This is a genomic window from Actinomyces sp. oral taxon 169 (assembly GCF_013394715.1).
In the GTDB taxonomy this organism is placed as follows: Bacteria; Actinomycetota; Actinomycetes; order Actinomycetales; family Actinomycetaceae; genus Actinomyces.
This window is the reverse complement of record NZ_CP058259.1, coordinates 449,551-472,291: the sequence shown is the minus strand read 5'-3', so window position 1 is coordinate 472,291 and position 22,741 is coordinate 449,551. Positions and strand designations below refer to the sequence as shown.

15 protein-coding genes are annotated in these 22,741 nt (G+C 72.0%); 7 read left to right on the top strand and 8 right to left on the bottom strand.

The genetic code is table 11. The annotated features are described in order from the left end of the window. Positions 1 to 3: 3 nt before the first annotated feature. From HW274_RS01940 to HW274_RS01910, 7 genes are all read left to right on the top strand, one after another. On the top strand, positions 4 to 2,595 hold the full coding sequence (locus tag HW274_RS01940) for an ABC transporter permease (protein WP_075253541.1): 2,592 nt from the start codon (positions 4 to 6) through the stop codon (positions 2,593 to 2,595). Between the two features lie 263 nt (positions 2,596 to 2,858). Further along, entirely contained in the window at positions 2,859 to 4,727 is a 1,869-nt protein-coding gene (locus tag HW274_RS01935) for an ABC transporter ATP-binding protein (protein WP_075253542.1), read from the top strand. Then, positions 4,727 to 6,463, top strand: a complete 1,737-nt coding sequence (locus tag HW274_RS01930; RefSeq protein WP_185989083.1) for an ABC transporter ATP-binding protein — start codon at positions 4,727 to 4,729, stop codon at positions 6,461 to 6,463. Before HW274_RS01935 ends, HW274_RS01930 begins: the two co-directional genes overlap by 1 nt. A gap of 311 nt (positions 6,464 to 6,774) precedes the next feature. After that, positions 6,775 to 7,263, top strand: a complete 489-nt coding sequence (locus HW274_RS01925; RefSeq protein ID WP_185989082.1) for a phage holin family protein — start codon at positions 6,775 to 6,777, stop codon at positions 7,261 to 7,263. Further along, entirely contained in the window at positions 7,260 to 7,763 is a 504-nt protein-coding gene (locus HW274_RS01920) for a DUF3618 domain-containing protein (RefSeq protein ID WP_185989081.1), read from the top strand. The genes HW274_RS01925 and HW274_RS01920 overlap by 4 nt, the downstream gene beginning before the upstream one ends. Continuing rightward, positions 7,760 to 8,206: a DUF3618 domain-containing protein gene (locus HW274_RS01915; RefSeq protein ID WP_185989080.1), complete on the top strand. Its 447-nt coding sequence runs from the start codon at positions 7,760 to 7,762 to the stop codon at positions 8,204 to 8,206. The genes HW274_RS01920 and HW274_RS01915 overlap by 4 nt, the downstream gene beginning before the upstream one ends. A gap of 882 nt (positions 8,207 to 9,088) precedes the next feature. Then, complete coding sequence (locus tag HW274_RS01910) at positions 9,089 to 9,292, top strand: DUF3073 domain-containing protein (RefSeq protein WP_075253547.1); 204 nt, start codon at positions 9,089 to 9,091, stop codon at positions 9,290 to 9,292. A 271-nt stretch (positions 9,293 to 9,563) separates the two neighbouring features. Here the strand turns inward: HW274_RS01910 and purM are convergent, their stop codons facing one another. From purM to HW274_RS01870, 8 genes are all read right to left on the bottom strand, one after another. Next, the gene (gene purM, locus HW274_RS01905) at positions 9,564 to 10,718 is read right to left on the bottom strand and encodes a phosphoribosylformylglycinamidine cyclo-ligase (RefSeq protein ID WP_075253548.1); all 1,155 of its coding nucleotides are present in this window, start codon (positions 10,716 to 10,718) and stop codon (positions 9,564 to 9,566) included. A gap of 155 nt (positions 10,719 to 10,873) precedes the next feature. Then, a complete protein-coding gene (gene purF, locus HW274_RS01900; RefSeq protein WP_081376174.1) occupies positions 10,874 to 12,547 on the bottom strand; it encodes an amidophosphoribosyltransferase in 1,674 nt (557 codons plus the stop codon). Between the two features lie 244 nt (positions 12,548 to 12,791). Next, a complete protein-coding gene (locus tag HW274_RS01895) occupies positions 12,792 to 14,465 on the bottom strand; it encodes an RNB domain-containing ribonuclease (protein WP_075253549.1) in 1,674 nt (557 codons plus the stop codon). Positions 14,466 to 14,599: 134 nt separating this feature from the next. Continuing rightward, positions 14,600 to 15,043, bottom strand: coding sequence for a sterol carrier family protein (locus HW274_RS01890; RefSeq protein WP_075253550.1), 444 nt, complete (start codon positions 15,041 to 15,043; stop codon positions 14,600 to 14,602). A gap of 727 nt (positions 15,044 to 15,770) precedes the next feature. Beyond that, the gene (locus HW274_RS01885; protein WP_185989079.1) at positions 15,771 to 17,933 is read right to left on the bottom strand and encodes a fructose-specific PTS transporter subunit EIIC; all 2,163 of its coding nucleotides are present in this window, start codon (positions 17,931 to 17,933) and stop codon (positions 15,771 to 15,773) included. 252 nt (positions 17,934 to 18,185) lie between these two features. Next, complete coding sequence (locus tag HW274_RS01880; RefSeq protein ID WP_075253552.1) at positions 18,186 to 19,196, bottom strand: 1-phosphofructokinase family hexose kinase; 1,011 nt, start codon at positions 19,194 to 19,196, stop codon at positions 18,186 to 18,188. Then, positions 19,193 to 19,957, bottom strand: coding sequence for a DeoR/GlpR family DNA-binding transcription regulator (locus HW274_RS01875; RefSeq protein WP_075253553.1), 765 nt, complete (start codon positions 19,955 to 19,957; stop codon positions 19,193 to 19,195). The genes HW274_RS01880 and HW274_RS01875 overlap by 4 nt, the downstream gene beginning before the upstream one ends. A gap of 313 nt (positions 19,958 to 20,270) precedes the next feature. Beyond that, positions 20,271 to 22,709 (bottom strand): bifunctional UDP-sugar hydrolase/5'-nucleotidase, encoded by a 2,439-nt coding sequence (locus tag HW274_RS01870; protein WP_075253554.1) that lies wholly within the window; start codon positions 22,707 to 22,709, stop codon positions 20,271 to 20,273. Positions 22,710 to 22,741: the final 32 nt, after the last annotated feature.

Genomic DNA, 22,741 nt, shown 5'->3' with positions numbered 1-22,741 from the left:
GCCATGAGACGAGTCGCCTGGCGCTCCGTGCGCGCCCACGCCAAACAGTTCTTCCTGACCACCTTCGCCGTCATGCTCGGGGTGGCGTTCCTGTCGGGCACGCTCGCCCTGCATGCCTCCCTGTCGGAGACCTTCTCCAAGCTAATCTCCTCCACCGCCACCTCGGACCTGTATGTCCAGGGCCCCAAGATCGCCTCCGACAACAACAGTGGCAGCAGCGGCTCCTCCAACTCGACGCAGACCAAGCCCATTGACAGCTCCCTGACCGAGCAGATCAAGCAGATCGACGGAGTCGAGGCCGCCAACCCCAGCGTCCAGATGGTCGGGGTCCTCGTCGGCTCCAACGACGCCCCCGTCACCACCACCGGCGCCCCCACGCTCTTCGTACCGCTGTACGACAACGAGAAGGGCCTGACCTGGGTCCAGGGCCACAAGCCTCAAGGGGCCGGTGAGATCACCCTGGAGTCCGGCGCCCTGAAGAACTCCGGCCTCAAGGTCGGGGACAAGACGCACATCGTGGTGCAGGGCTCACCCACCGAGGTCACCGTGGTTGGCGAGTTCCACTACGAGTCCTCCATGGCCAGCGCGACGGTCATAGGCGTGGATCCGAGCTGGCTCATGCCCATCGCCGCCCCGGACGGGAAGGTGACGACCATCGCCGTCGACGTCGCTCAGGGCTCCTCGGTGAACACCGTCAAGTCCGAGATCACCAAGATCCTTCCCGACGGCGCCCAGGTCCAGCCCCGCGCCGAGGTCATCAAGGAGCAGAACCAGACCATTGAGAAGCAGCTGGGCTTCGTTCAGGTCTTCCTGCTGGTCTTCGTCGTTGTCGCGATGTTCGTGGGCTCCTTCATCATCATGAACTCCTTCGCGATGAGCGTGCGTCAGCGGGTCAAGGAGTTCGCCCTGCTGCGGGCGGTCGGGGCCTCGCCGGCCTCCGTGTTCGGCGTGGTGTTCCTGCAGGCGGTCGTCATCGGCGTCGTCGGCTCCGCCCTGGGCGTGGCCGCGGGCGCGGGGCTGCTGGCCGGACTGTCCGCGCTGCTCGACGCCGCCGGCATGCCGCTGCTGGAGGGTACGGGCCTGAGCGGGCCCATCATCGCGATCTCGCTGGCGGTGGGGCTGGCCGTCACCGTCGTCGGCGCTCTGCTGCCGGCTCGGGAGGCCGCCCTGACCCACCCGGTCGAGGCCATGCGCGGCGTGTCGGGCTCCCGGGAGAAGTCCCTGGTGCTGCGCACGATCCTGGGCGGGCTGCTGCTGGCGGCCGGAGCGGCCGCTATCGCCGCCGCGTGGGTGAACGCGGACCTGACGCAGCGCGGTCTCATCATGGGGCTGGGCGCGGGCGGCACGGTCCTGGGGCTGCTCATCGTCTCCCCGACCCTGGCCCGCCCGGTGGTGGCGGTGCTGGGGCTGCCCTTCCGGCTGCTGCGGCCCGCCGGCCGCCTGGCGGTACGCAACATCGTCCACAACCCGCGCCGCACGGCCAACACCTCCGGCGCCCTCATGGTGGGCATGGCCCTGGTGTGCGCCGGCGCCACGCTGGCCGCCTCCTTCCAGTCCTCAACCTCCGATGAGATCGACAAGTCCCTCAAGGCCGACCTCGTGGTCCAGCCCGCCACCATCGGCAGCCTGAGCACCCGGCTCTCGGCCGACAAGGCCAAGGAGATCGCCGCCATTGACGGGGTCAAGGAGACCTCCTCCTACTCCATCTACGCCGACTCCGTCACCAAGCCCGACGGCAGCCAGAACGCCACCGCCACCGTCATCGTCATCGACCCCGGCACCTACTCCAAGGCCTACGACGTCTCCGCGAGCGCCGGGTCCATGAAGGATCTGGACGCCACCCACGTGGCCGCGAAGAAGGACGAGGGCCTCAAGCTCGGGGACAAGGTCTCCGTCACCGGCCCCACCGGGTCGGTTGAGGCCACGGTCAGCGCCGTCGTCGACCCGAAGGGAACCGGCGGAAACTACTACATCGCCCCCGAGCTGGCGGCCGCGGTGGGCTCCTGGAACTCCCCGGGCACCACCACGGACCCGGCCCACGTCCTGGACTCGCCGCAGGGCATGCTCCTGACCCTCAAGGAGGGCACCGACCTCGACACGGTGCGGGGCAAGGCCCGCGACATCGTGGCCGACACCTACCAGTACGCGGTGCGCGACGCCAGCGAGATCTCCGACCAGGTCGGTCAGCAGATCAACCGGATGCTCGCCGTCCTCTACGGCCTGCTGGGACTGAGCATCGCCATCGCCATCCTGGGCATCGTCAACACCCTGGTGCTCTCGGTCTCGGAGCGCACCCGGGAGATCGGGCTCATGCGCGCCGTCGGCCTGGGCAAGGCCCAGCTGTCCGGGGAGATCATCACCGAGTCGGTCCTCACCTCCCTGTACGGCACCGTGCTGGGCGGGGCGACCGGGGTGGTCCTGGCCGCCGCCCTCAAGGAGGTCCTGGAGGATCAGGGGCTGACGAGCCTCAGCATCCCCTGGGGCCAGATGGTGGGCATGCTCGTGCTCTCCGTGGTGGTCGGCGTCATCGCGGCCCTGTGGCCGGCGCTGCGCGCCTCCCGGATTCCCGTCCTGGACGCCATCGCCACCGAGTAAGCGGCGTTCGCCGAGCAAGCCCGGCGCCCCGGCCGACCCCGGAGAGGGGGTGGGCCGGGGCGCCGGCACGTCTGCGCGGCCCGACCGGCAGCCGCCCGAGTCGCGCCCGGCGGGTATTCCCGCGCCCGGTATCTTCCTTGTCACCGCCTCTGCCTCTGCCGAGCCGGCTTCCCCTCCGATAGCCTCATGCGATCATGCCCGAATCGTCCTCCCGGTCGTTCCCGACCGTCCCGACCGCGCTGTCCGCCCTGACTGCACAGTCCATGACCCCCGACGCCCCGCTGCCCCATCCCCCGTCCCTGGGGGCCGGGGCGCTTCTGCGCTGGCTGCTGCGCCGCGCCGCCGTCCCGGTCACCCTTGCGACTCTGGCGGCCTGCACCTCCAACATCATCCAGGCGATCGTGCCGGCCTTCCTGGGCCAGGCCCTGGACGCCGGCATCGAGAACGGTCTCAACGGCCGTGTCTGGGGCATCGGCGCGCTGCTGCTGGTGCTGTTCGTCGTCTACGCCGTCGGGGACACGATGCTGTCCTACTTCGGGGTGACGGCCTGGATGCGCACCGCCTTCGACGTCGACCGGCTCGTGGGCCGGCAGATCTCCGCCACCGGCAAAGACCTGTCCCGGCAGGTCTCCACCGGTGAGGTCGCCACCATCATCGCCTCCGACGCCGACTACCTGGGCAAGCTCATCGAGCACCTGCCGGCCCTGCTGGGGGCGGCGGCCAGCTTCCTCGTCGTGGCCGTCCTCATGCTGCGCACCTCGGTGAGCCTGGGGCTCATCGTCATCCTGGGTATGCCGCTGGTGGCGGCCATCGTCACCCTGGTCATCCGCCCCCTGCAGAAGCGGCAGGCCGTCCAGCGCGAGGCCCAGTCCGCGGTCACCACGATCACCACGGACACGGTGGCGGGGCTGCGGATCCTGCGGGGCATCGGCGGGGAGGACGTCTTCGCCCGCCGCTACCGGGACGCCTCCCAGGAGCTGCGGCGCCGCGGCGTCGAGGTGGCCTCCTCCCAGGCCACCCTCATGACCCTCCAGGTGCTGCTGCCCGGGCTCTTCGCCGCGATCGTCGTGTGGGTGGCGGCGCGCATGGCCGTGGCCGGCAGCCTCACCCCCGGCGGGCTCATCACCTTCTACGGCTACACCGCCTACCTGTCCTGGCCGCTGTGGGTGTTCACCAGCTCCGTACAGGACTACACCCGGGCCGTCGTCGGAGCCCGACGCCTGAGCCGCCTGCTGGAGGTGGCGCCGGCCGCCGGCAGCCTCGTGGAGCGCCTCAACCTGGACCCGGCCGCCGCCCACCCCGTCAGCGGCGACCTGGTGGACACCGGCAGCGGCCTGCGCCTGGAGGAGGGCCGCATGACGGCCCTCGTGTGCCCCGACCCGCAGGTCTCCGCCGACCTGGCCACGCGCCTGGGGCGCTTCACCGACGCCGGCCCCACCGTGACCCTGGCGGGCCGGCCACTGACCACCATGCCCCTGGAGCAGGTGCGCGCCAGCGTCGTCGTCTCCGGCGCCACCGCCCAGCTGTTCACCGGGACCCTGCGTGAGGCTCTCGACGTGCGCGGCGGCCCCGACCCGCAGCCGGCGGGACTGGAGGACCTCGTGCGCGCCGAGACCGAGCGCACCACCGGGGCCGACGTCGACCAGCAGGTCCGCCCCCAGGAGCGCGAGGCCCCCGGCGACGACCGGCTCATCGAGGCCATCGGGATCGCCGACGCCGGTGATGTCCTGACCTCCCTGAGCGAGGGCCTGGCCGGAATGATTACGGAGAAGGGCCGGTCCCTGTCCGGCGGGCAGCGGCAACGCGTGGCCCTGGCCCGGGCGCTGCTGACCGAGGCGCCCACGCTCGTGCTCATCGAGCCGACCTCCGCCCTGGACTCCCACACCGAGGCCCGGGTGGCCGCCCAGGTGCACCGGGCCCGCGCCGGGCGCACGACCGTCGTCGTGACCGCCTCGCCGCTGGTCCTGGAGGCCTGCGACGAGGTCGTCCTCCTGGACTCCAGCGGGACCGAGCTGCTGCGCTCCACGCACCGCGAGCTCATGGCGCTGGCCCGCGACGGCCACGCGCAGGCGGCCGACTACCGCGCCGTCGTCTCACGGGCCATGGGTGAGGATGAGGAGGCGAGCTGCTGATGGCGCTTCCCGTCGCGCCCGGGCCCGTCGCCCTGCGCAAGACCTTCCGCATCATGGCCTCCTACCGGTGGCGCTTCGCCGTCGTCCTGGCCCTCCAGATCACGGCGGTCCTGTCCACGCTCGTGGCCCCCCAGCTGCTGGGGCGGCTGGTCGGGCGGGTCTCGGCCGGGCAGGCCGACGCCGGCTACGTGGACCGGGTCGTGCTGACCATCATCGCGGTCACGCTCGTGGGGGCGCTCATCAACCGCTTCGCCCAGAAGCACGCCCGCACCCTGGGCGAGTCGGTCTTCGCCGAGCTGCGCGAGCGCATGATGAACCGGGTGGTGCACCTGCCGCTGAGCGCCGTGGAGACCGCCGGCACCGGCGACCTCGTGGGGCGCACCACCACCGACGTCTCCCGCATCGAGTTCCTCGTGCGGGTGGGGATCCCGCAGATCCTCGTGTGCGTGGTGACGATCGTCTTCACCCTCCTGGCCGCCGCCGTCGCCGACCCCCTCCTGGCGCTCGGGCTGCTCGTCATCGCCCCGCCCGTGTGGTCGATGATGCGCTGGTACCTGCCGATCTCCATCCCCGCCTACCGGGCCGAGTCGGCCGCCCAGGCCCGCCTCAACGGGGCGGTCTCCGAGACGGTCGAGCACGCCGAGACCGTGGACGCCCTGGGCATCGGGGCGCGCCGCGAGCGGGCCATCATGGCCTCCATCAAGGAGGCCTGGTCCCTGGAGCGCTACACGGCGGCGCTGCGGGTGCGCCTGTTCATGGTGCTCGACGTCGCCTGGCGGGCGCCCGTCGTCGCCGTCCTTCTGTGGGGCGGGTTCCTGGCCGGCCGCGGCTACGCGACCCTGGGGGCGATCACCACGGTCGCCCTGTACTCCATGGAGCTGCGCAAGCCGGTGGGCCAGCTCATGTTCTGGGTCGACCAGGTCCAGATCGCCCAGGCCTCCCTGTCCCGCATTCTGGGGGTGGAGGAGGTTCCCGACGACCGCACCCCCACCGGCCAGGAGCCCGAGGGCACGCGGATCGTGCTTGACGACGTGCGCTTCTCCTACCGGGAGGGCGTCGAGGTGCTTCACGGGATCGACCTGGAGCTTGTGCCCGGGGAGCGGCTGGCCGTCGTCGGGCCCTCGGGGTCGGGCAAGTCCACGCTGGGGCGGATGCTGGCGGGTATCAACCCACCCACCTCCGGGAGCGTCACCGTGGGAGGGGTGTCGCTGACGGACCTGACCGAGGACGAGCTGCGCCGCCATGTGGCCCTGGTGACCCAGGAGCACCACGTGTTCGTCGGCACCGTGGCGGACAACGTGCGCCTGGGGCGGCCGAGCGCCTCCGATGAGACGATCCGCGAGGCCATTGAGGCCATCGGGGCCGATGCCTGGGTGGACGCGCTGCCGGATGGGATGAACACGATGGTCGGCTCGGGGCACCTCGAGCTGAGCCCCGCCCAGGCCCAGGAGGTGGCGCTGGCCCGGCTGGTGCTGCTGGACCCGCACACGCTCATCCTGGATGAGGCCACCTCGCTGCTGGACCCGCGCGCTGCCCGCACCCTGGAGCGGACCCTGTCCACGGCGCTGGCCGGGCGCACCGTCATCGAGGTGGCCCACCGCCTCTACACGGCCGCTGACGCCGACCGGGTCGCCGTCGTCATGGACGGGCGGATCGTGGAGCTCGGCACCCACGACGAGCTCGTGGCCCTCGGCGGGGAGTACGCGAGCCTCTGGCAGGCCTGGAACCAGGAGTAGCCGAGCGGCGGTGCGGTGGGGAGACCCGTGAGTCGGCCGTGCCGCCGTCGGGCACCCGGCCGGTCCGCGCCGTCGGCACGGTTAGGGACGCGCTGCCGATCTGGGCGACGATGGCGGCCCTTCACAGATCGCCGGTGGCGAAAGCCGGCCCCTATCGCCCAAACCTACAAACCCGCTCGGGCCTGCGTTGTTCCACGAGGGCGCAGGCTGTGAGATTCTTAGGGCGGCGAGTCGTCCCACTGTCGCGATCCCGCCGCCTCGCAGTCAGCTGACTGCGTCCAACGCCGTGCCTCACACAAGAAGGTTCGTTCATGCCCAACAACCAGCCACCTCTCCCGCCGTCGCAGGCGACGCCGTCGGCCTCCACCACGCCTCCTCGCAGGGCCGCCGGCAGCGCCCAGCCCACGCTCGGGGAGCTCATCGCCCGCATCTCGGAGAACATCTCCGCGTTGGTGCGCGGCGAGATCGACCTGGCCAAGGCCAAGGGCCAGCGCATGGCCAAGGAGATGGGGCTGGGGGCCGGGCTGCTCGCCGCCGCCGGGGTGCTGGCCCTGTTCATCTTCGGGCTGGTGCTGGGAGCCCTGACGACCGGGCTGTCCCACGTCATGCCGCTGTGGGCCGCCTTCCTCGTGGTGGCGCTGATCCTCACCCTCATTGCCGTGCCGATGGCCCTGATCGGCATCAAGCGACTCAAGGCCGCCAAGGCCGACACGCCGACGCCGCAGGAGGGGCTGAAGGAGTCCGTCAACGCCGTCAAGGGGGCCGTGACCTCCGGCCTGCAGAGGGGGAACGCCCAGTGAGCACCAACGCCGCACCCACGCCCGTCCCCGCAGCGCCGGCCGCGCCCGCCGTGGAGGCCGCGCAGGCGGCGCCGTCGGCTGATGCCGTCCTGTCCGACCTGGCGGCCCGGCGCCTGGCGCTGGCCGCCGACGTCGACGAGCTCGCCGCGCGCCTGGCCCCGAACAACCTGGCCAAGGTCGCCAAGCTCAAGGCTCGCGAGAAGGTCCAGGAGCTGCGCAGCCAGGCCGTCAGCAAGGCCCAGGAGACGGCCGGGCAGGTCAAGACCCGCCTGGCCTCCCTGGCCGGCGGCGGCACCGACCCCGAGGGCGGGGTCGACACCTATGACCCCAGCACGCTGAGCTTCGGCCAGCGCGTCTCTCGCCTGTTCGACGACGCCCGCGACGGCGACCCCGCCTCTCTGGGAATCGTCACGGTTGCGGGGCTGGCCCTGGCGGGCCTGAGCGTGACGGCGACCGTCGCCGCGGTCAAGGCCTTGCGCACCCGGGCGGGTCGGGCATGACCAGCGCTCAGCAGGCCGGCGCCTCCGGCGCCGAGAGTGCCGGGGCCGCTGGGGCCGGGTCGCTGAGCCCCGAGCAGATCGAGGAGCGGCTGCGTGCCCAGCGCGAGGCCCTGGCGGCGAGCGTCGATGAGTTCGCCTCCCGGATCGACCCGCGCACACAGGCCAAGGAGGCCGGGGAGCACCTGCGTGAGCAGGCGAGCGCCAAGGCCGACCACCTGCGTGAGCAGGCCGCGGCCGGGGCCGGCCGTTTGCGTGAGCAGGCGGAGGCCGGCGCCGGCCGACTGCGCGAGGGGGCCCGCCGCTGGGCCGAGCAGGCGGAGGAGACCTGGGAGCGCGCCAAGCAGGGTGACTCCGAGGCGTCCTCCCGACTCGCCAAGGCGGCCGCCGTCGCCGGAGGCGTGGTGACCGCCAGCATCGTCCTGACCCGCCTCACCCGCCGCTGACACCAGCACCGCACACCGAGAACACGCAGCCTCTCCATCAACCACACCACTCACCCGTCGAGGACGCACCATCGGGCTCGCGGACTGCACCCCTGGGATCAGTCCTCAGCCCCTAGGGTGCGTCCTCGCTTCGCAGCGGCGCTCCGCCGTACTCCAGCGTCAGGAGCCAGCTGGTCCGCATCGGGAACTGCGATGTCCGCCGGGAACGTACTTCTCCCCCAGATGACTGCGGTCAAACCTCAGTGACCTGGAGGAGAACGCAGTCCTCGGTCACCAAGTACGTCCCCGCCACAGAACCCAGCGCACACCCCAGGCACCTCCCCGCCAGCCGAGGACACCGGCCTCGAGAACACCCCGAGCAACATGCCCGGCACGCCGAGGACGCACCATCAGGCCTGCGGACCGCATCCCCAGGACCAGTCCTCAGCCCCAAGGGTGTGTCCTCGCGGTTCAGCCTATCCAGGCCGCCTCCCGCACACACGTGTCCGTCAGGGGCACCACCCCGCACATGTCAGGCTCTCCGCGTACGCCCCCGGCGAAGCACCGGCGCCGCCCGCCGGGCAGCCCTCCCCTGTCCCCTGCGCAGGAATCCCCGAGCCAGCACCCCCGCACCCCTGAGAATCCATTCTTTCTTGAGGAACGTCGGGGCGACATTGGGCGGCATCCGCAGGCTCGCTGAGGGCCTACCGAAGACCCTCTGGGCAATCCCTATGGGACTCTTGGACTCCCTGTCCAACATGTGGGGTGTGCGTCACCACGACTCTCCCCCGGTGTCCGAATGGTGCTCGTGACCGTTGACGTTGTACGGTTGCCCCACGACATATTTGACCAGGAAGAGCGCGCCCACGTGCGCGCCGTGACACGTTGGAGGGGGTCGAGCCTATGGGGCGCGGCCGTCAGAAGGCCAAGGCAACCAAGGTTGCCCGTAAGCTCAAGTACTTCAGCCCGGAGACTGATTACAAGGCTCTGGAGCGGGAGCTCGTCTCAGCGTCCTCGGGATCCGAGCCTGACGACGAGATCGACTACGAGGAGCTGGCCGCCAAGTATGCCGTCGACGACGACGACTGGGACGAGGCCGGCAAGTAGCCCCACCCCAGTCGAGGAGGGCCGGAGGAAAGCACCTGCCGGCCCTTCCTCGCGCCTACGAACGCGCACGTTGAGGCCGTCAGGCGGCCATCCGTGTCACTCTCGGCGACTTTTCACTCCCCACCCGAACCACCTGTGTCGCATCGACCCAGGTCAGGGCGGTGCTGCCCTGCCCCGTTGATCCAGAACCGGCCCGGCGGGGTGTGAATAGTCGCCATCCGTGACACCTCGCGACTCGGACGCCCCGCTGGTCCAGCGAGGCGTCCGCGGTTCAGGCGGTCCGGTAAGTGCCGTGGATGTCGACCGCGCCCCCGTCGACGCCCTTCGTTCCGGAAACCACCCGGCCCTGGGCCTCATACTTGCCGGCCTCATGCACCTCGCCCAGCACCCAGGCGGGAATCTCCGAGCCCTCGGCGACCCGCAGGACGGCGTCGACCACGCCAGGCTCGACAACGGCGACCATCCCCACGCCCAGGTTGAGGGTGCCCTCGAGGTCCTCCCACGGCACCGAGCCGAGCTCGCGCACGGTGGAGAACACCGGCGGCACCGTCCAGGAGGAGCGGTCGACGTCGGCGATGAGTCCGTCCGGCAGGACCCGGGCGACGTTGGCGGCCAGCCCCCCACCAGTGATGTGGGACAGGGCGTGGATCGGCGCCGGGGCAGCTGGCGAGGACAGGGTCTCCAGCATGGCCAGGCACACGCGGGTGTACAGGCGCGTGGGCTCGAGCAGCTCCTGTCCCAGGGTGTGGCCGAACTCGGGCACCTCGCGCTCCAGGCCCCAGCCGGCGTGCTCAATGACGCGGCGCACCAGGGAGTAGCCGTTGGAGTGCAGCCCGGAGGCGCCCAGAGCGACCAGGACGTCGCCGGCGCGCACCTTCTCGGCGCCGAGCATCCGGTCGGCCTCGACGACGCCGGTGGCGGCCCCGGCGACGTCGTACTCGTCGGGGGCCATGAGGCCGGGGTGCTCGGCGGTCTCCCCGCCCAGCAGCGGGGTGCCGATGGCGGCGCAGGCCTGGGCGATGCCGCGCACGATGTCGGCGATCCGCTCAGGGACGACGTGCCCGCAGGCGATGTAGTCGGTCATGAGCAAGGGGCGGGCCCCGACCACGACGATGTCGTCAACGACCATGCCCACCAGGTCCTGGCCGATGGTGTCGTGGATGTCGAGGGCCTGGGCGATGGCGACCTTGGTGCCCACCCCGTCGGTGGAGGTGGCCAGCAGGGGGCGGCGGTAGTCGCGCAGGGTGGAGACGTCCACGAGCCCGGCGAAGCCCCCGACGCCGCCGACGACGGCCGGGGTCATGGTGGAGGCCACGGCGTCCTTCATGAGCGCGACGGCCCGGTCCCCGGCGGCGGTGTCCACGCCGGCGTCGGCGTAGGTGATGGCGGGGGCGGGCTGCTCAGGCTGCTCGGGCTGCTGGGTCATGTGGGGGCTCCTTGTGGACTCGGGTCGAAGGTGCGGTGGCGGGCGGAAAGGGGCGAGGGAACAGCGGGGGCCGGTGCGCATCGCCGACGGCGGCACGGGCGGACTCCGGCGGACAGAGCCTGCAGGCCGGGGCGCGGCGGGCTCCGGGCACCGGACTAGGTCGTCGATCCCAGAGGGCTGCCGGAGGCCAGGTCCGGGCGGGTGATGCTGCCCGGCGGCACGGTGCGCTCGGCGTCGTCGGCCTGATCGCGGCGCCGACCACGGTAGGCGGTGGGGACGCGGCGCACCGGGATGGCGGCGCCCGTCAGGCTGCGCACGGGCGGCGGGATCGGGTAGTCGCCGGTGAAGCAGGCCAGGCACAGCTCGTCGGCCTTCTGGCCGCTGGCGGCCACCATGCCCTCCACGGACAGGAAGCCCAGGGAGTCGGCGCCGATGGACCGACCGATCTCCTCCACGCTCATCCCGGTGGCGATGAGCTCGGCGCGGGTGGCGAAGTCGATGCCGTAGAAGCAGGGCCACATGACCGGAGGGGAGGAGATGCGCACGTGGACCTCAGCGGCGCCGGCCTCGCGCAGCATCCGCACCAGGGCCCGCTGGGTGTTGCCGCGCACGATGGAGTCGTCGACGACGACGAGGCGCTTGCCCTCGATGACCTCGCGCAGGGGGTTGAGCTTGAGGCGGATGCCGAGCTGGCGCAGGGTCTGGGTGGGCTGGATGAAGGTGCGCCCCACGTAGGCGTTCTTCACCAGGCCCTGCCCGTAGGGGATGCCGGAGGCCTGGGCGTAGCCGATGGCGGCCGGGGTACCCGACTCGGGCGTGGCGATGACGAGGTCGGCCTCCACCGGGTGCTCACGGGCCAGGGCCGCCCCCATCTCGTTGCGTGAGGTGATGACGCTGCGCCCGGCGATGCGAGTATCGGGGCGGGCCAGGTAGACGTACTCGAAGACGCAGCCGGCCCGGCGGGCGGTGGCGAAGCGCGAGGAGCGCACGCCGTCCTCGTCGATCTCGATGAGCTCGCCGGGCTCGATCTCGCGCACGAAGGTGGCGCCGACGATGTCCAGGGCGGCGGTCTCGGAGGCCACGGCCCACCCGTTGCCCAGGCGCCCCAGCACCAGGGGACGCACCCCGTGGGGGTCGCGGGCGGCGTAGAGGGTGCGCTCGTCCATGAAGACCAGGGAGAAGGCGCCGCGCAGCATGGGCAGGACCCTGCGGGCGGCCTGGTGGACGCTCAAGGGCGGCGGCGCGGAGTAGGCGGCCTCGAGCTCGGCGTCGTCGGTGATGCCGGAGGTGAGGATGTCGGCGGCCGAGTCCCAGCCCTCCAGGGCGCCGCGCTCGGAGACGAGGTTGAGCAGGGCGGCCAGGACGGCGGTGTCGGTGGAGGAGCCGCGGCCGAGCTCGCCGCTGAGGTCCTCCCCGGAGGTGGCGTGCACGGCGTCCATGAGCTCACGGGTGTTGGTGAGGTTGCCGTTGTGGGCCAGGGCGAGGGTGGAGCCGGCCGCCGGGCCGAGCATCGGCTGGGCGTTCTCCCAGGTGGTGGCACCCTGGGTGGCGTAGCGGACGTGGCCGACGGCGATGTGGCCGGTGAGGTTGGACAGGGCCTGGTCGTCGAAGACCTGGGAGACCAGGCCGAGGTCCTTGTAGACGAGGATCTGGGAGCCGTTGGAGGTGGCGATGCCGGCTGACTCCTGGCCGCGGTGCTGGAGGGCATACAGGCCGAAGTAGGTCAGGCGGGAGACCTCCTCGCCGGGGGCCCAGACGCCGAAGACGCCGCACTCCTCGCGCGGCTGGGGCTCGAGCTCGTCGGAGTGGTCGTCGGGCAGAGCCGTCAGGCCGGGGACACCGGCGGGCACTGCGGGAACCGCCGGAGCCCCGGGGGACTCAGGAGCCGCCGGGTCGGGCGGGCTCGGGTGGCTGGTCCGCCCCAGGGGCTCGGAGGAGTCGGCCCGCGGTGTGGGGCGGGCGCCGTCGGGATGGTCGAAGGTGATCTGCGAGGGGTTCTCACCGGTGCGCACACGCACAGTCTGTCATGGTCGGGCGCCGTCTGACCATTGCGTCCGCCGGAGCCGGTCCGTCTCAGGGGTGCTCCGGCCGCAGGAGCTGGAAGCGGATGCCGGAGGCGGGGTCGGCGGACAGGAGGCGGACCCGCACGCGCTCCCCCACCGGGAGGCCGCCGTCGGAGGCCCTCTTGCCGGCGCGGATCTCGGTGACGACGGCGGGCTCGGCCAGGACGAGCTCGCCGCGGCCGTCGCGCTCGGAGGTGATGACGCCGTCGAAGACCTCGCCCTCGTGTCCGCGCAGGACCAGGGCCTCCAGGGCGGTCAGGGCCCCGCGGCCGATGGCGCGGGCGCGCTTGCCGGTCTGCTCCATGACGCCCGGCAGGTCGGGCAGCGCCTGGAGCACCCACTCGGGCACGGGCGCCTGGGCGCAGGCCGCGATGCAGACCTCCTCGCCGTAGCGGTCCACGAGTCGGCGCAGCGGCGCGGTGACGTGGGCGTAGCGGGCGGCGATCGCGGAGTGGACGGCCTCCTCGGAGTCGGAGGCCTCGTCGTCGGCCGGGACGCCGACCCCGCCCACCCCGAAGGCGAGGTAGCCCGATCCGCGGAAGAGGGACATGGCCTGCTCCAGGAAGGCCGCGTGGGCGGGGATGGCGTGGTCCAGGCCGCGCACGAGCTCGGGGTAGGACTGGGCAGCCGGCCAGTCGATGCCCAGGGCCGCGGCGACGCGCCGCAGGCGGGCGTAGTCCTCGGGGCGCGCCGGCGGCAGGGTCCGCAGGATGCCGACGCCGCACTCGACCATGATCCGGGCGGCGCACATGCCGGTGAGCAGGGAGATCTGGGCGTTGTACTGCTCGGCGGGCACGGGCACGCGGTAGGCGAGCCGGTAGCCGGCGGGGCCGGGGCTCTCGGCGGAGTCCGGGTCCGCCGCCGGCGACACCGCCCCTGGCACCTCTGTTGCTTCTGCTGCCTCGGTCACCTCGACCACCTGCTCGGGCGTGGTCATGCTGATCCCGCCGCGGGCGGCCTCGCGCTCCAGGCGCAGGCGGCCGATCTCAGCCAGGAGCTCGGGCAGGTCGTCCGGCGCCTCCTGGGGCAGGGCACCCTGTCCATCGATGGCGGCCTGGACCTGGGCGTAGCTGAGGCGCGCCCGCGAACGCACAAGGGCCCGCTCGACACGGGCGGAGACGACCTCGCCGCGCTCGTCGAGGTCGATGGTCCACAGGCAGGCCGGGCGCTCGGCGTCCTGAAGCAGGGAGGCGGCGCCATGGGAGAGGACCTCCGGGTGCAGGGGCGTGGCGGCGTCGGGGGCGTAGATGGTCTCGCCGCGGCGGCGCAGCTCGGCATCCAGGGCACCGCCGGGGGTGACGAAGGTGACCAGGGAGGCAATGGCGTAGTGGACTCGGTAGGTGGCCGACGGCTCGGGGGCGTCCCCAACCTCCCCAGCAGCCGTGCCGGTCTGGTCAGCATGGTCCGCCTGTGCGGACAGGCGCTCCAGGAGCACCGCCTGGTCGAGGTCCATGGAGCCGGGCGGGTCGATGGTGACCAACTCCAGGTCACGGGCGTCCCGGGCGCCGTCGGCCAGGAGCCGGGCGGGGCCGTCCTGGGCCCAGGCGCCGGCGGCGGCCTCCGCCTCGGCGAGGGCCTCGGCCGGGAAAGTAGTGGGGACCTCGTAGTGCGCGCGCAACGCGTCCAAGGTCCGGGCGACCTCGGCGGGCGGGGCGGTGTAGGTGCTCAGGCGCGTGCGACTCATGGGACGAACCTACCGGCGCAGGCCCTCAGTGCAGTGCCCAACGGGCGCGCACAGCCCCCAACCCACCCCCACACATCGACCAAAACTTCAGAATCGACGCGGCTCCGGGTCGATTTTGAAGAAAATGTTGATGTTTACCCGGGGAGCCGGACCAGAGGCAGGTAGGCGGACAGGTCGCAGCGCTCACCGGAGGCGTGCAGAGCGCCATCGGCCAAGGCGTCCTGCCAGGCGAGTCGGCCGGTGGCGAGGGCCAGCCAGGTGGCGGCGTCGGTCTCGACGACGCTGGGCGGGGTGCCCCGGCGGTGAACAGTGCCGGCGACGGCTTGGGTGACGCCGAAGGGCGGGACCCGCACCTCGACCGAGCGCCCGGGCGCGCAGGCGGCAAGCTCCTCGAGGGTGTAGCGCACGGCAGTGGCGGTCATCCGACGTCGGGCGGCCCGGTCAGTGGGACTGGCGGAGTCAGGGCCGGCACCGCTCCCAGCTCCGGCCGGTTCGTCGTCGGACGTGCCCTGCTCCTGGGCCCACTGGCGCAGGGCCTGAGCGCCGGCGTCGGGGTCGATACGTCGTCTTGCAGCCATGGCGCGAAGCCTATGCCGGAGCAGCCCGAGACTGGCAGGCGAATCCATCGTGGGCGACGAGCACCCGTACTCGCGGCGAAGACCACCACGAGGTTGCGCAGGCAGGCTCTGACTGGTCTCGATAACGGCGCCGCGCGGCAGGCCCGGCCCGTCGGACGGCGCACCCCCATATCGGCAAAACGGACCGACACGCTCGCATCCGGCTCTGACCGGCACCGACGACGGCGCCGCACAGCCGTCCTGGAACATCGAGGACTGCGTTCTGCGCCCAGGACGTACTTCTCCCCCAAACGACTGCGCTCGGGCCGTCACCTTCTGTAGCAGAACGCAGTCCTCGATCGAAAAGTACGTCCTCGATCCGGGGAGGCCCGGTCCACAGGAACATTCGACGCCGTCGGGGACATCTTGCGCGAGCGGGTGCGTGCCGTCCCGGCCGGGGACATCCTGCGCCGCCGGAGACATTCCCGCACGGCCAGGGGCATTCGACGCCGTCGGGGACAGGATTCCCGCCCCCGCACGCGCGGAGTGTCCCCGGTCGGAGCGGAGTGTCCCCGTGCGCGCAGACTGCACCCGTAAGCGAGAAGAAGTCCCCGGCCGCGTGAAGTGTCCCCGCCGAAGGACAAGGACACTGAGCCCCACGAACTCAGCCCCTGAGGTCCTCACACACGTCGTGCGGGGCCCCACACCTGGCGGGACCCCGCACGACGCGGCAATGAGGCTTGCCGGATCAGGCGGCAGCCGCGGCCTGCGCCTCAACGCCCTTCGTGCCGTCCGCGTTGCGCCCCAGCCCCTTGAGGACGATGACCAGCGCGGTGCTCACCACCGTCCCGGCCAGGATCGCCAGGAGGAAGCCACCGAAGTTGGTGATGGCGAAGGCGACGAACACGCCGCCGTGGGGCGCACGGGAGCCGACGTGCATCGCCATGGTCATCGCACCGGTGATCGCGCCGCCGGCCATGGTGGCCGGGATGACGCGCAGCGGGTCGGCGGCGGCGAAGGGGATGGCTCCCTCGGAGATGAAGGACAGCCCCAGCAGCCAGGCGCTGCGCCCGTTCTCCACCTCGGCCTTGGTGAACAGCCGCGAGCGCAGGAAGGTCGCGGCGGACATCGCCAGCGGCGGCACCATGCCGGCGGCCATGACGGTGGCCATGATCTCGTAGGGGGCGGTGTTGCTGGCGCTGGCCGCGGACAGGCCCGCGGTGCCGAACAGGTAGGCGGCCTTGTTGACCGGCCCACCCAGGTCGAAGCACATCATGAGCCCGAGGATGATCCCCAGGAACACGGCCGACCCGCCCCCGGACATGGAGGTCAGCCCGTCCTGCAGCGCGTTCATGAGGCCGGCCAGCGGCAGCCCGAGGACCAGATACATGACGGCGCCGACCACCAGCGTGGTGCCCAACGGGATGATGACCACGGGCATGAGCCCCCGCAGCCAGGCCGGCACACTGAGCCCGACGAGCCAGGCCGCGAAGTAGCCCGCGAGAATGCCGCCGACCAGGCCACCGATGAACCCGGCCCCGACCTCGACCGCGACGACCCCCATGACGAACCCGGGCGCGATCCCGGGTCTGCCGGCCAGCCCGAAGGAGATGTATCCGGCCAGCGCCGGGACGAGGAAGCTCATGGCCGCCTGCCCCAGCAGGAACAGCGTCCACCCGATGTACAGCAGCAGCCCGGACTGCGAGACGGTGATCGTCTCAGTGCCGACGACGTCGCCGGCCGAGTTCTTGATCTCGTGAACGAACTCGTTGCCGGGCAGGTTCCACAGGGAGTAGTCGCTGATGGAGATCTTCTCGTAGAGGTTAGCCACGTCGTACCCGGCCAGGAGGAAGCCCAGGGCGATGAGCAGGCCGCCGGCGGCCACGAAGGGGATCATGTAGGACACCCCGGTCATGACGGACCTCTGCAGGCGCCGGGCCCAGTGCTCGGAGCCCTCCTCACTCTCCTCGGCGGACTCACCGCCGGCCGGCACTCGGGCGGCGCTCGGGTCATCGACGGCGGCCAGGGCCTTGTCCACCAGGGAGCCGGCGTCGTTGACGGCGGCCTTGACGCCGACGTCGATGACGGGCTTGCCGGCGAAGCGCTCGCGGCCCTTGACGGGCAGGTCGTGGGCGAAGATGACAGCGCTGGCCCGCTTGATGAGCTCGGGGTCGAGGGCGTCGATCTTGCCCGAGCCCTGACCCTCGATGGCCACGGTGATGCCGCGGTCCTTGCCGGCCTGCTCCAGCGCCTCGGCAGCCATGAAGGTGTGGGCAATGCCGGTGGGGCACGAGGAGACCCCCACGATGACGGTCTCACCCTCCGCCGGGGCCGACGACGCCGCAGCGGCCTTGGTCTGCGCGGCACCAACCCCTGCGGCTGAGTCCGCGGCGCTTCCGGCCTCACTGGCCGCGCTGGCCTCGCTCTCCTCCCCGCCGTCGAGCAGCTCGGGCTGAACCTGCTGCGTGACGATCCGGGTGATCTCCTCGGCGTCGGCGGCCTGGCGCAGGGCGTCGGTGAACTCGGTCTGCATGAGTCCGCGGGCGAGCTTGGCCAGGAGCTGGAGGTGGAAGTCGTCGGCGCCGTCGGGGGCGGCGATCATGAAGATGAGGTCGGCGGCCTGCCCGTCGGCGGCCCCGAAGTCGACCGGCTGCGCCAGGCGGGCGAAGCCGAGGCTGGGGGCCAGGACGTGGGGGCTGCGGCAGTGCGGGATGGCGATGCCGCCGGGGATCCCGGTGGGGGCGGTGGACTCGCGCTTCTTGGCGTCGGCGGCCAGGCCGTCGGGGCTGGAGGCCCGGCCGGCGCCGGCCACGGTGGCGGCCAGGAACTCGATGACGTCTTCCTTGCCCGGGCCGGCGTCGGCGTCGAGCGCGACCAGCTCGGGGATGATGAGGGGCTTGTTCTCGGTCATGGTCTTCCTTGGTGTCCGAGGTGCCGTCGCCCGGTGGGCTGCGGCGGGTCACTAGTGGTCAAGGGTGGTGGGCGGCGATCATGCGGTCGGTGGTGGTCATCTGGCGGATCAGTGGGCAGGTGGTGAACAGTCGGTGGGCGGTCAGTGGCGGAGCCGGCTCGGCGGCCGGTAGCCGCCGGCTGGCAGCCGCCGGCGTATGCGGGGACCCGCGGCTCGCGGGTCCGCTCCCCCGGCAACTGCGGGCGCCCCGGCTCAGGAGAGCCGGGTGACGACGGCCTCCTGCTCGGGCAGGTCGGCGGGCGTGGGCAGGGTGGTTCCGGGCAGGGAGGCGGCGGCCGAGCCGTAGGCCATGGCGGTGCGCAGGCGCTCGGCCTCGTCACCGCCGTTGACGTCGGCCAGGATGTAGCCGGCCACCGAGGAGTCCCCGGCTCCGACAGTGGAGACCACCGGGACCTCGGGGGCGGTGGCGTGCCAGGCGCCGTCGGCGGTCACCAGGACGGCGCCGGCGGGGCCGAGGGTCACCATGACGGCACCCAGCCCCAGACCCACCAGGAGGCGGGCGGCGTCGACGACGGGGCCGTAGTCCCCCTGGACGGCACCCTCCTCGAGGGCCATGGCGCGCTCGGCGGGCAGGCCGGCGAGCTGGCCGAGCTCCTCACCGTTGGGCTTGATGAGGTCGGGGGCCGATCCGGGCAGCTCGGCGGCCAGGGCGGCCAGGGGCTCGTCGGAGGTGTCGACGGCGATGCGCAGCCCCGGGGCCACCTCGCGCAGGAGCCCCACCAGGCGGGCGTACCACCTGGCCGGTGCGCCCGGCGGCAGGGAACCCGACAGGACCACCCAGTGGTGGGGGTCGGGGCCGGCCGACACCCCCGTGAGCGCCAGGGTCTCCAGGAGGGCCTGCTCGACGGCGTCGATCTCCTCCTCGCTCAGGCCCGCCCCCAGCTCGTTGAGCTTGGTGGTGGTGCCGTCGGGCTCGGTGACGGCGGTGTTGATGCGGGCGGGTCCGGCCACGGGCACGGATCGCACAGTGAGGCCGGGCAGTTCGAGGGCGCCCAGGGCGGTGAGGATGGGGTCGTTCTCTGCGGCGGGCAGGACGGCGGTGGCGGCGCGCCCGGCGTTGGACAGGACGCGGGCGACGTTGACGCCCTTGCCTCCCGGTTCCATGACGACGCCGGTCAGGCGCTGGACGGCGCCGCGCTGGAGGGGTCCGGGCAGGGTGACGGTGCGGTCGAGGGACGGGTTGGGTGTGAGGGTCAGGATCATGCGACAAGTACCTCGGTTTCGGTGGCGGTGAGCTGGTCGATGAGTGTGGGCGGGAGCTCGACGTCGGTGACCAGGAGGTCGATGTCGTCGAGGGAGGCGAAGGAGACCAGGTGCTCCTGGCCGATCTTGGTGGAGTCGACCAGGGCCACCACCTGGCGGGCGCTGCGCACCATGGCGCGTTTGACGGTGGCCTCGTCGGGGTCGGGCGTGGACAGCCCGTGGGCTGCACTCAGGCCATTGGCTCCCAGGACGGCGACGTCGACCCTCAAGGTGGACAGGGCCTCGACGGCTTCGGGGCCGACGGCGGCCTGGGTCAGTCCGCGCAGCTGGCCGCCGAGGATCCGCACCCAGGTGCGTCCGGCGCCGGCCAGGCAGGCGGCGGTCAGGACGGAGTTGGTGATGACGGTCAGGTCGGTGTCGCCCGGCAGGAGGCGGGCGAGCGAGCCGGTGGTGGTTCCGGCGTCGATGAGGAGCGTGGTGCCGGGCTTCGGTGCGAGCCGCGCCAGGGCGGCTCGGGCGATGGCCTGCTTGGCGGTGGGGTTGACCTGCTCGCGTTGGGTCACGCCGGTCTCCGGCAGGGCGGGGGCGGGGATGGCGCCGCCGTGGACCTTGCGCAGGGCGCCGTTGCGGTCCAGGGCGGTCAGGTCGCGGCGGATCGTCTCAGGGGTGACGTCGAAGTGCTCGGCGAGCTCGGTGACGAGAACCCGCCCTGCACCGCGCACCTGCTCCACGATCTGGCGGTGCCTATCCTCGATGCGCATGTTCACCTCCTGGAAGGTCGGTGCCGTCAGCCCAGTACGCCCGTTCGGGCATCAACTCGACTCTGAATGTCTGAACAGACACAAGATTATGCCCGTTCAGACATTCACGTCCACCCCTTTGTGACTCACAATACAATCCATAGGTTGTTTTGAGAACAGTGCCCGCCCCGCGGGCGACTCCACCGAGCCTGCCACCCAGCACTCGTGCCCGCCTCCCCGAGTGGGGATGACGGGCACGAGTCTCGATCCGCATATCGCTGCGAGTCAGCCTGGGGCAGCCGGCATCAGCCGAGTCAGCCGGCGTCAGGCGGCATCAGGCGACCTGCTGTCTGCGGCGCAGGATGAGGTAGCCGCCGACGACGAGCAGGGCGAGGGCGAGCACCCCCGCGCCGAGCGAGGCGCCGGTGTGGGCCAGAGGACTATCACTGGCCGCCTTGTTCGGGCGCTCGGGTCCGGCCGCCTGGGCGGGCGCTCCGGACGCGGCCGGAGCGGCGGTGGCTGCGGGCTGCGCGCCGCTACCAGCAGACGGCTCGGTGCCGCCGCCCACGGAGGTCTCACCAGCACCAGGGCCGCCCTGCGGGGTGGACGCCGCCTTGCCGCCGGCCCCGTCCGCCGCAGCGTCAGCGCCCGTCGCCGTGCTGTCGCCAGAGTCCGCTCCGGGGTCGGCCGAACCCTCATCCTCGATCTCGACCGAGAAGCGGTTGAGAACCGCGCCTGCGGCGTCGAGGGTCTCGACGGTTGCCCAGCGGCAGGTGGTGGCCTGGACCGTGCGGCAGGCGCGCGTGGGGGCGTCGGCCGGGAAGGTGAGGTTGAAGTCGACCCGGCCGGTGGTCGGGCCGGTGGGGTTGACGGTGAGGTCGAGGTCCTTGGTCAGGATCTCCTGATCCCCCGCGCTCGCGCGCACGCGCCGGGCGCCGGCGGCCTGCTCGGTGGGGTTGGTGTAGGCCAGGGAGTCCAGGGTCACGGAGACCGTGTCGGTGCTGCGCGCGCCACCTGAGCTGATGTACACGGGCCCCACAGTCATCGCGGTCTGCCGCTTGGAGTAGTCGGCTGTGACGGGCTTGTCGCCGAAGGAGGCCAGGTAGGCGGAGGTGACGTCGCGGTCGAGGACGCCGGTGTTGGTCGCGGGCTTGTCCTTCAGGACGGTGTAGCCGTCACCTCCCGCCAGCAGGAAGGAGTTGGAGGCGACGACGACGCTGTCGCCGTCGGCCAGCGGCTTGCCGTCGACGAGGATCTCGCGGATCGCGGGGGCGGCTCCGGCCTCGCCTCCGTATGCGGGATCGGTGGTGGCCTCGGTGAGGACGTCGACGTTCCTGGACAGCCCCAGGGTGAGCACGGGGCGGCTGGAGCCGGGCTGCCACTGCTGGGACAGCAGAGCCTTGAGCTCGGCGCCGGTGAGGGTCGTGTAGGCCATCTCGTTGCCGAAGGGCTGGACGGTGTAGGCCTCCCCCGAGGTCAGGACCCCATCGCCCTCCGAGCCGGAGGCGGCGTAGAGCAGGTCGGCGCGCACGCCACCGGGGTTCATGATGCCCACGTAGCGGGTGGAGCCGGTCGGCTGGATGTCAGTGGCGAGCCAGCTGCGGAAGGACTCGGCGATGAGGTTGGAGGCGGTGGATTCAGTGCCGCGGTTGGCGCCGGGGCCGGAGCCGTCCGAGCCGCGCAGGAAGTCCGAGCCGATCTTGGCCAGCGGCTTGCCGCCCTCGGCGGCGGAGTCCTTCTCGGCCTGGGAGACGATTCCGGCGACGCCGTAGGCGTCGGTGGTGCAGCTCGAGCTGCGCAGGTCCTTGTTGTCAGCACTGACCACTGAGGTCTTCCGGCTGGCGGGGTCATAGCTCAGGCGGATGCGGCCCAGTGCCCAGCCGTAGTGGTCGGCCTGGACGACGGCGATCTGGTTGCCCTCTGCGCCGGTGACGGTCTTGGCGAAGGGCACGTGGGTGTGCCCGGAGAAGACGGCGTCGACGTTCTTGGAGAAGCTCGTGGCCGTGGAGGCCGCGTCCTCATGGCTGAGCACGACGACGACGTCGGCCTCACCGTTGGCGGGGTCGCCGTCCTTGAGCTCGGCGGCACGGGCGTTGGCGGCGGCGACCGCTGGGCTCAGAGTGAGGGTGGACAGGGCAGAGGGTGACACGAGGGTGGGAAGCTCATCGGTGACGACGCCGACGAAGCCGACACGCACACCGCCGACCTCCTTGATGAAGGTCCCCTTGCCGCCGCCCTCGGCGCTCAAGGGAGTCGAGCCGGAGACGTTGGCGGCCAGGATCGGGAAGTTCGAGGCGGGCAGGATGCGGGTCTCCAGGTCGGTCAGGCCCTGGTCGAGCTCGTGGTTGCCCAGGGCGGAGACATCCAGGGACATCGCGTTGAGCGCCTCCATGGTGGGGCGGTCCTGGAGGATGGAGGAGACGTAGGCCGATCCGCCCACGGAGTCTCCGGCGGAGACGAACAGCGTGTTGGGGTTGGCGGCGCGGGCGGCGGAGACCTCGCAGGCCAGCGTGACAGCACCGGGGTCCTCAACGGATGTCTGTCCGGTGGCGCTGTCCGTCTGAGTGGTTCGGGAGATGTGGCCGTGCAGGTCGGTGATGCCCAGCAGGTCGATGGTGGTGGCGCCGGCGGCTGGAGAGTCGGCCGGGGCGGCCGGGGCGGCCGGCTCGTCAGCACCGGCAGGAGGGTTGAGCGGGAAGGGACTGAGGGCTGTCAGAGTCAGCGCGCACATGACGGCGCTGACCCTGACGGCCCGCGTGGGGCGCAGTCGCATGTCGTTCCTTGTCAGGCGGAGGGATGGTGACC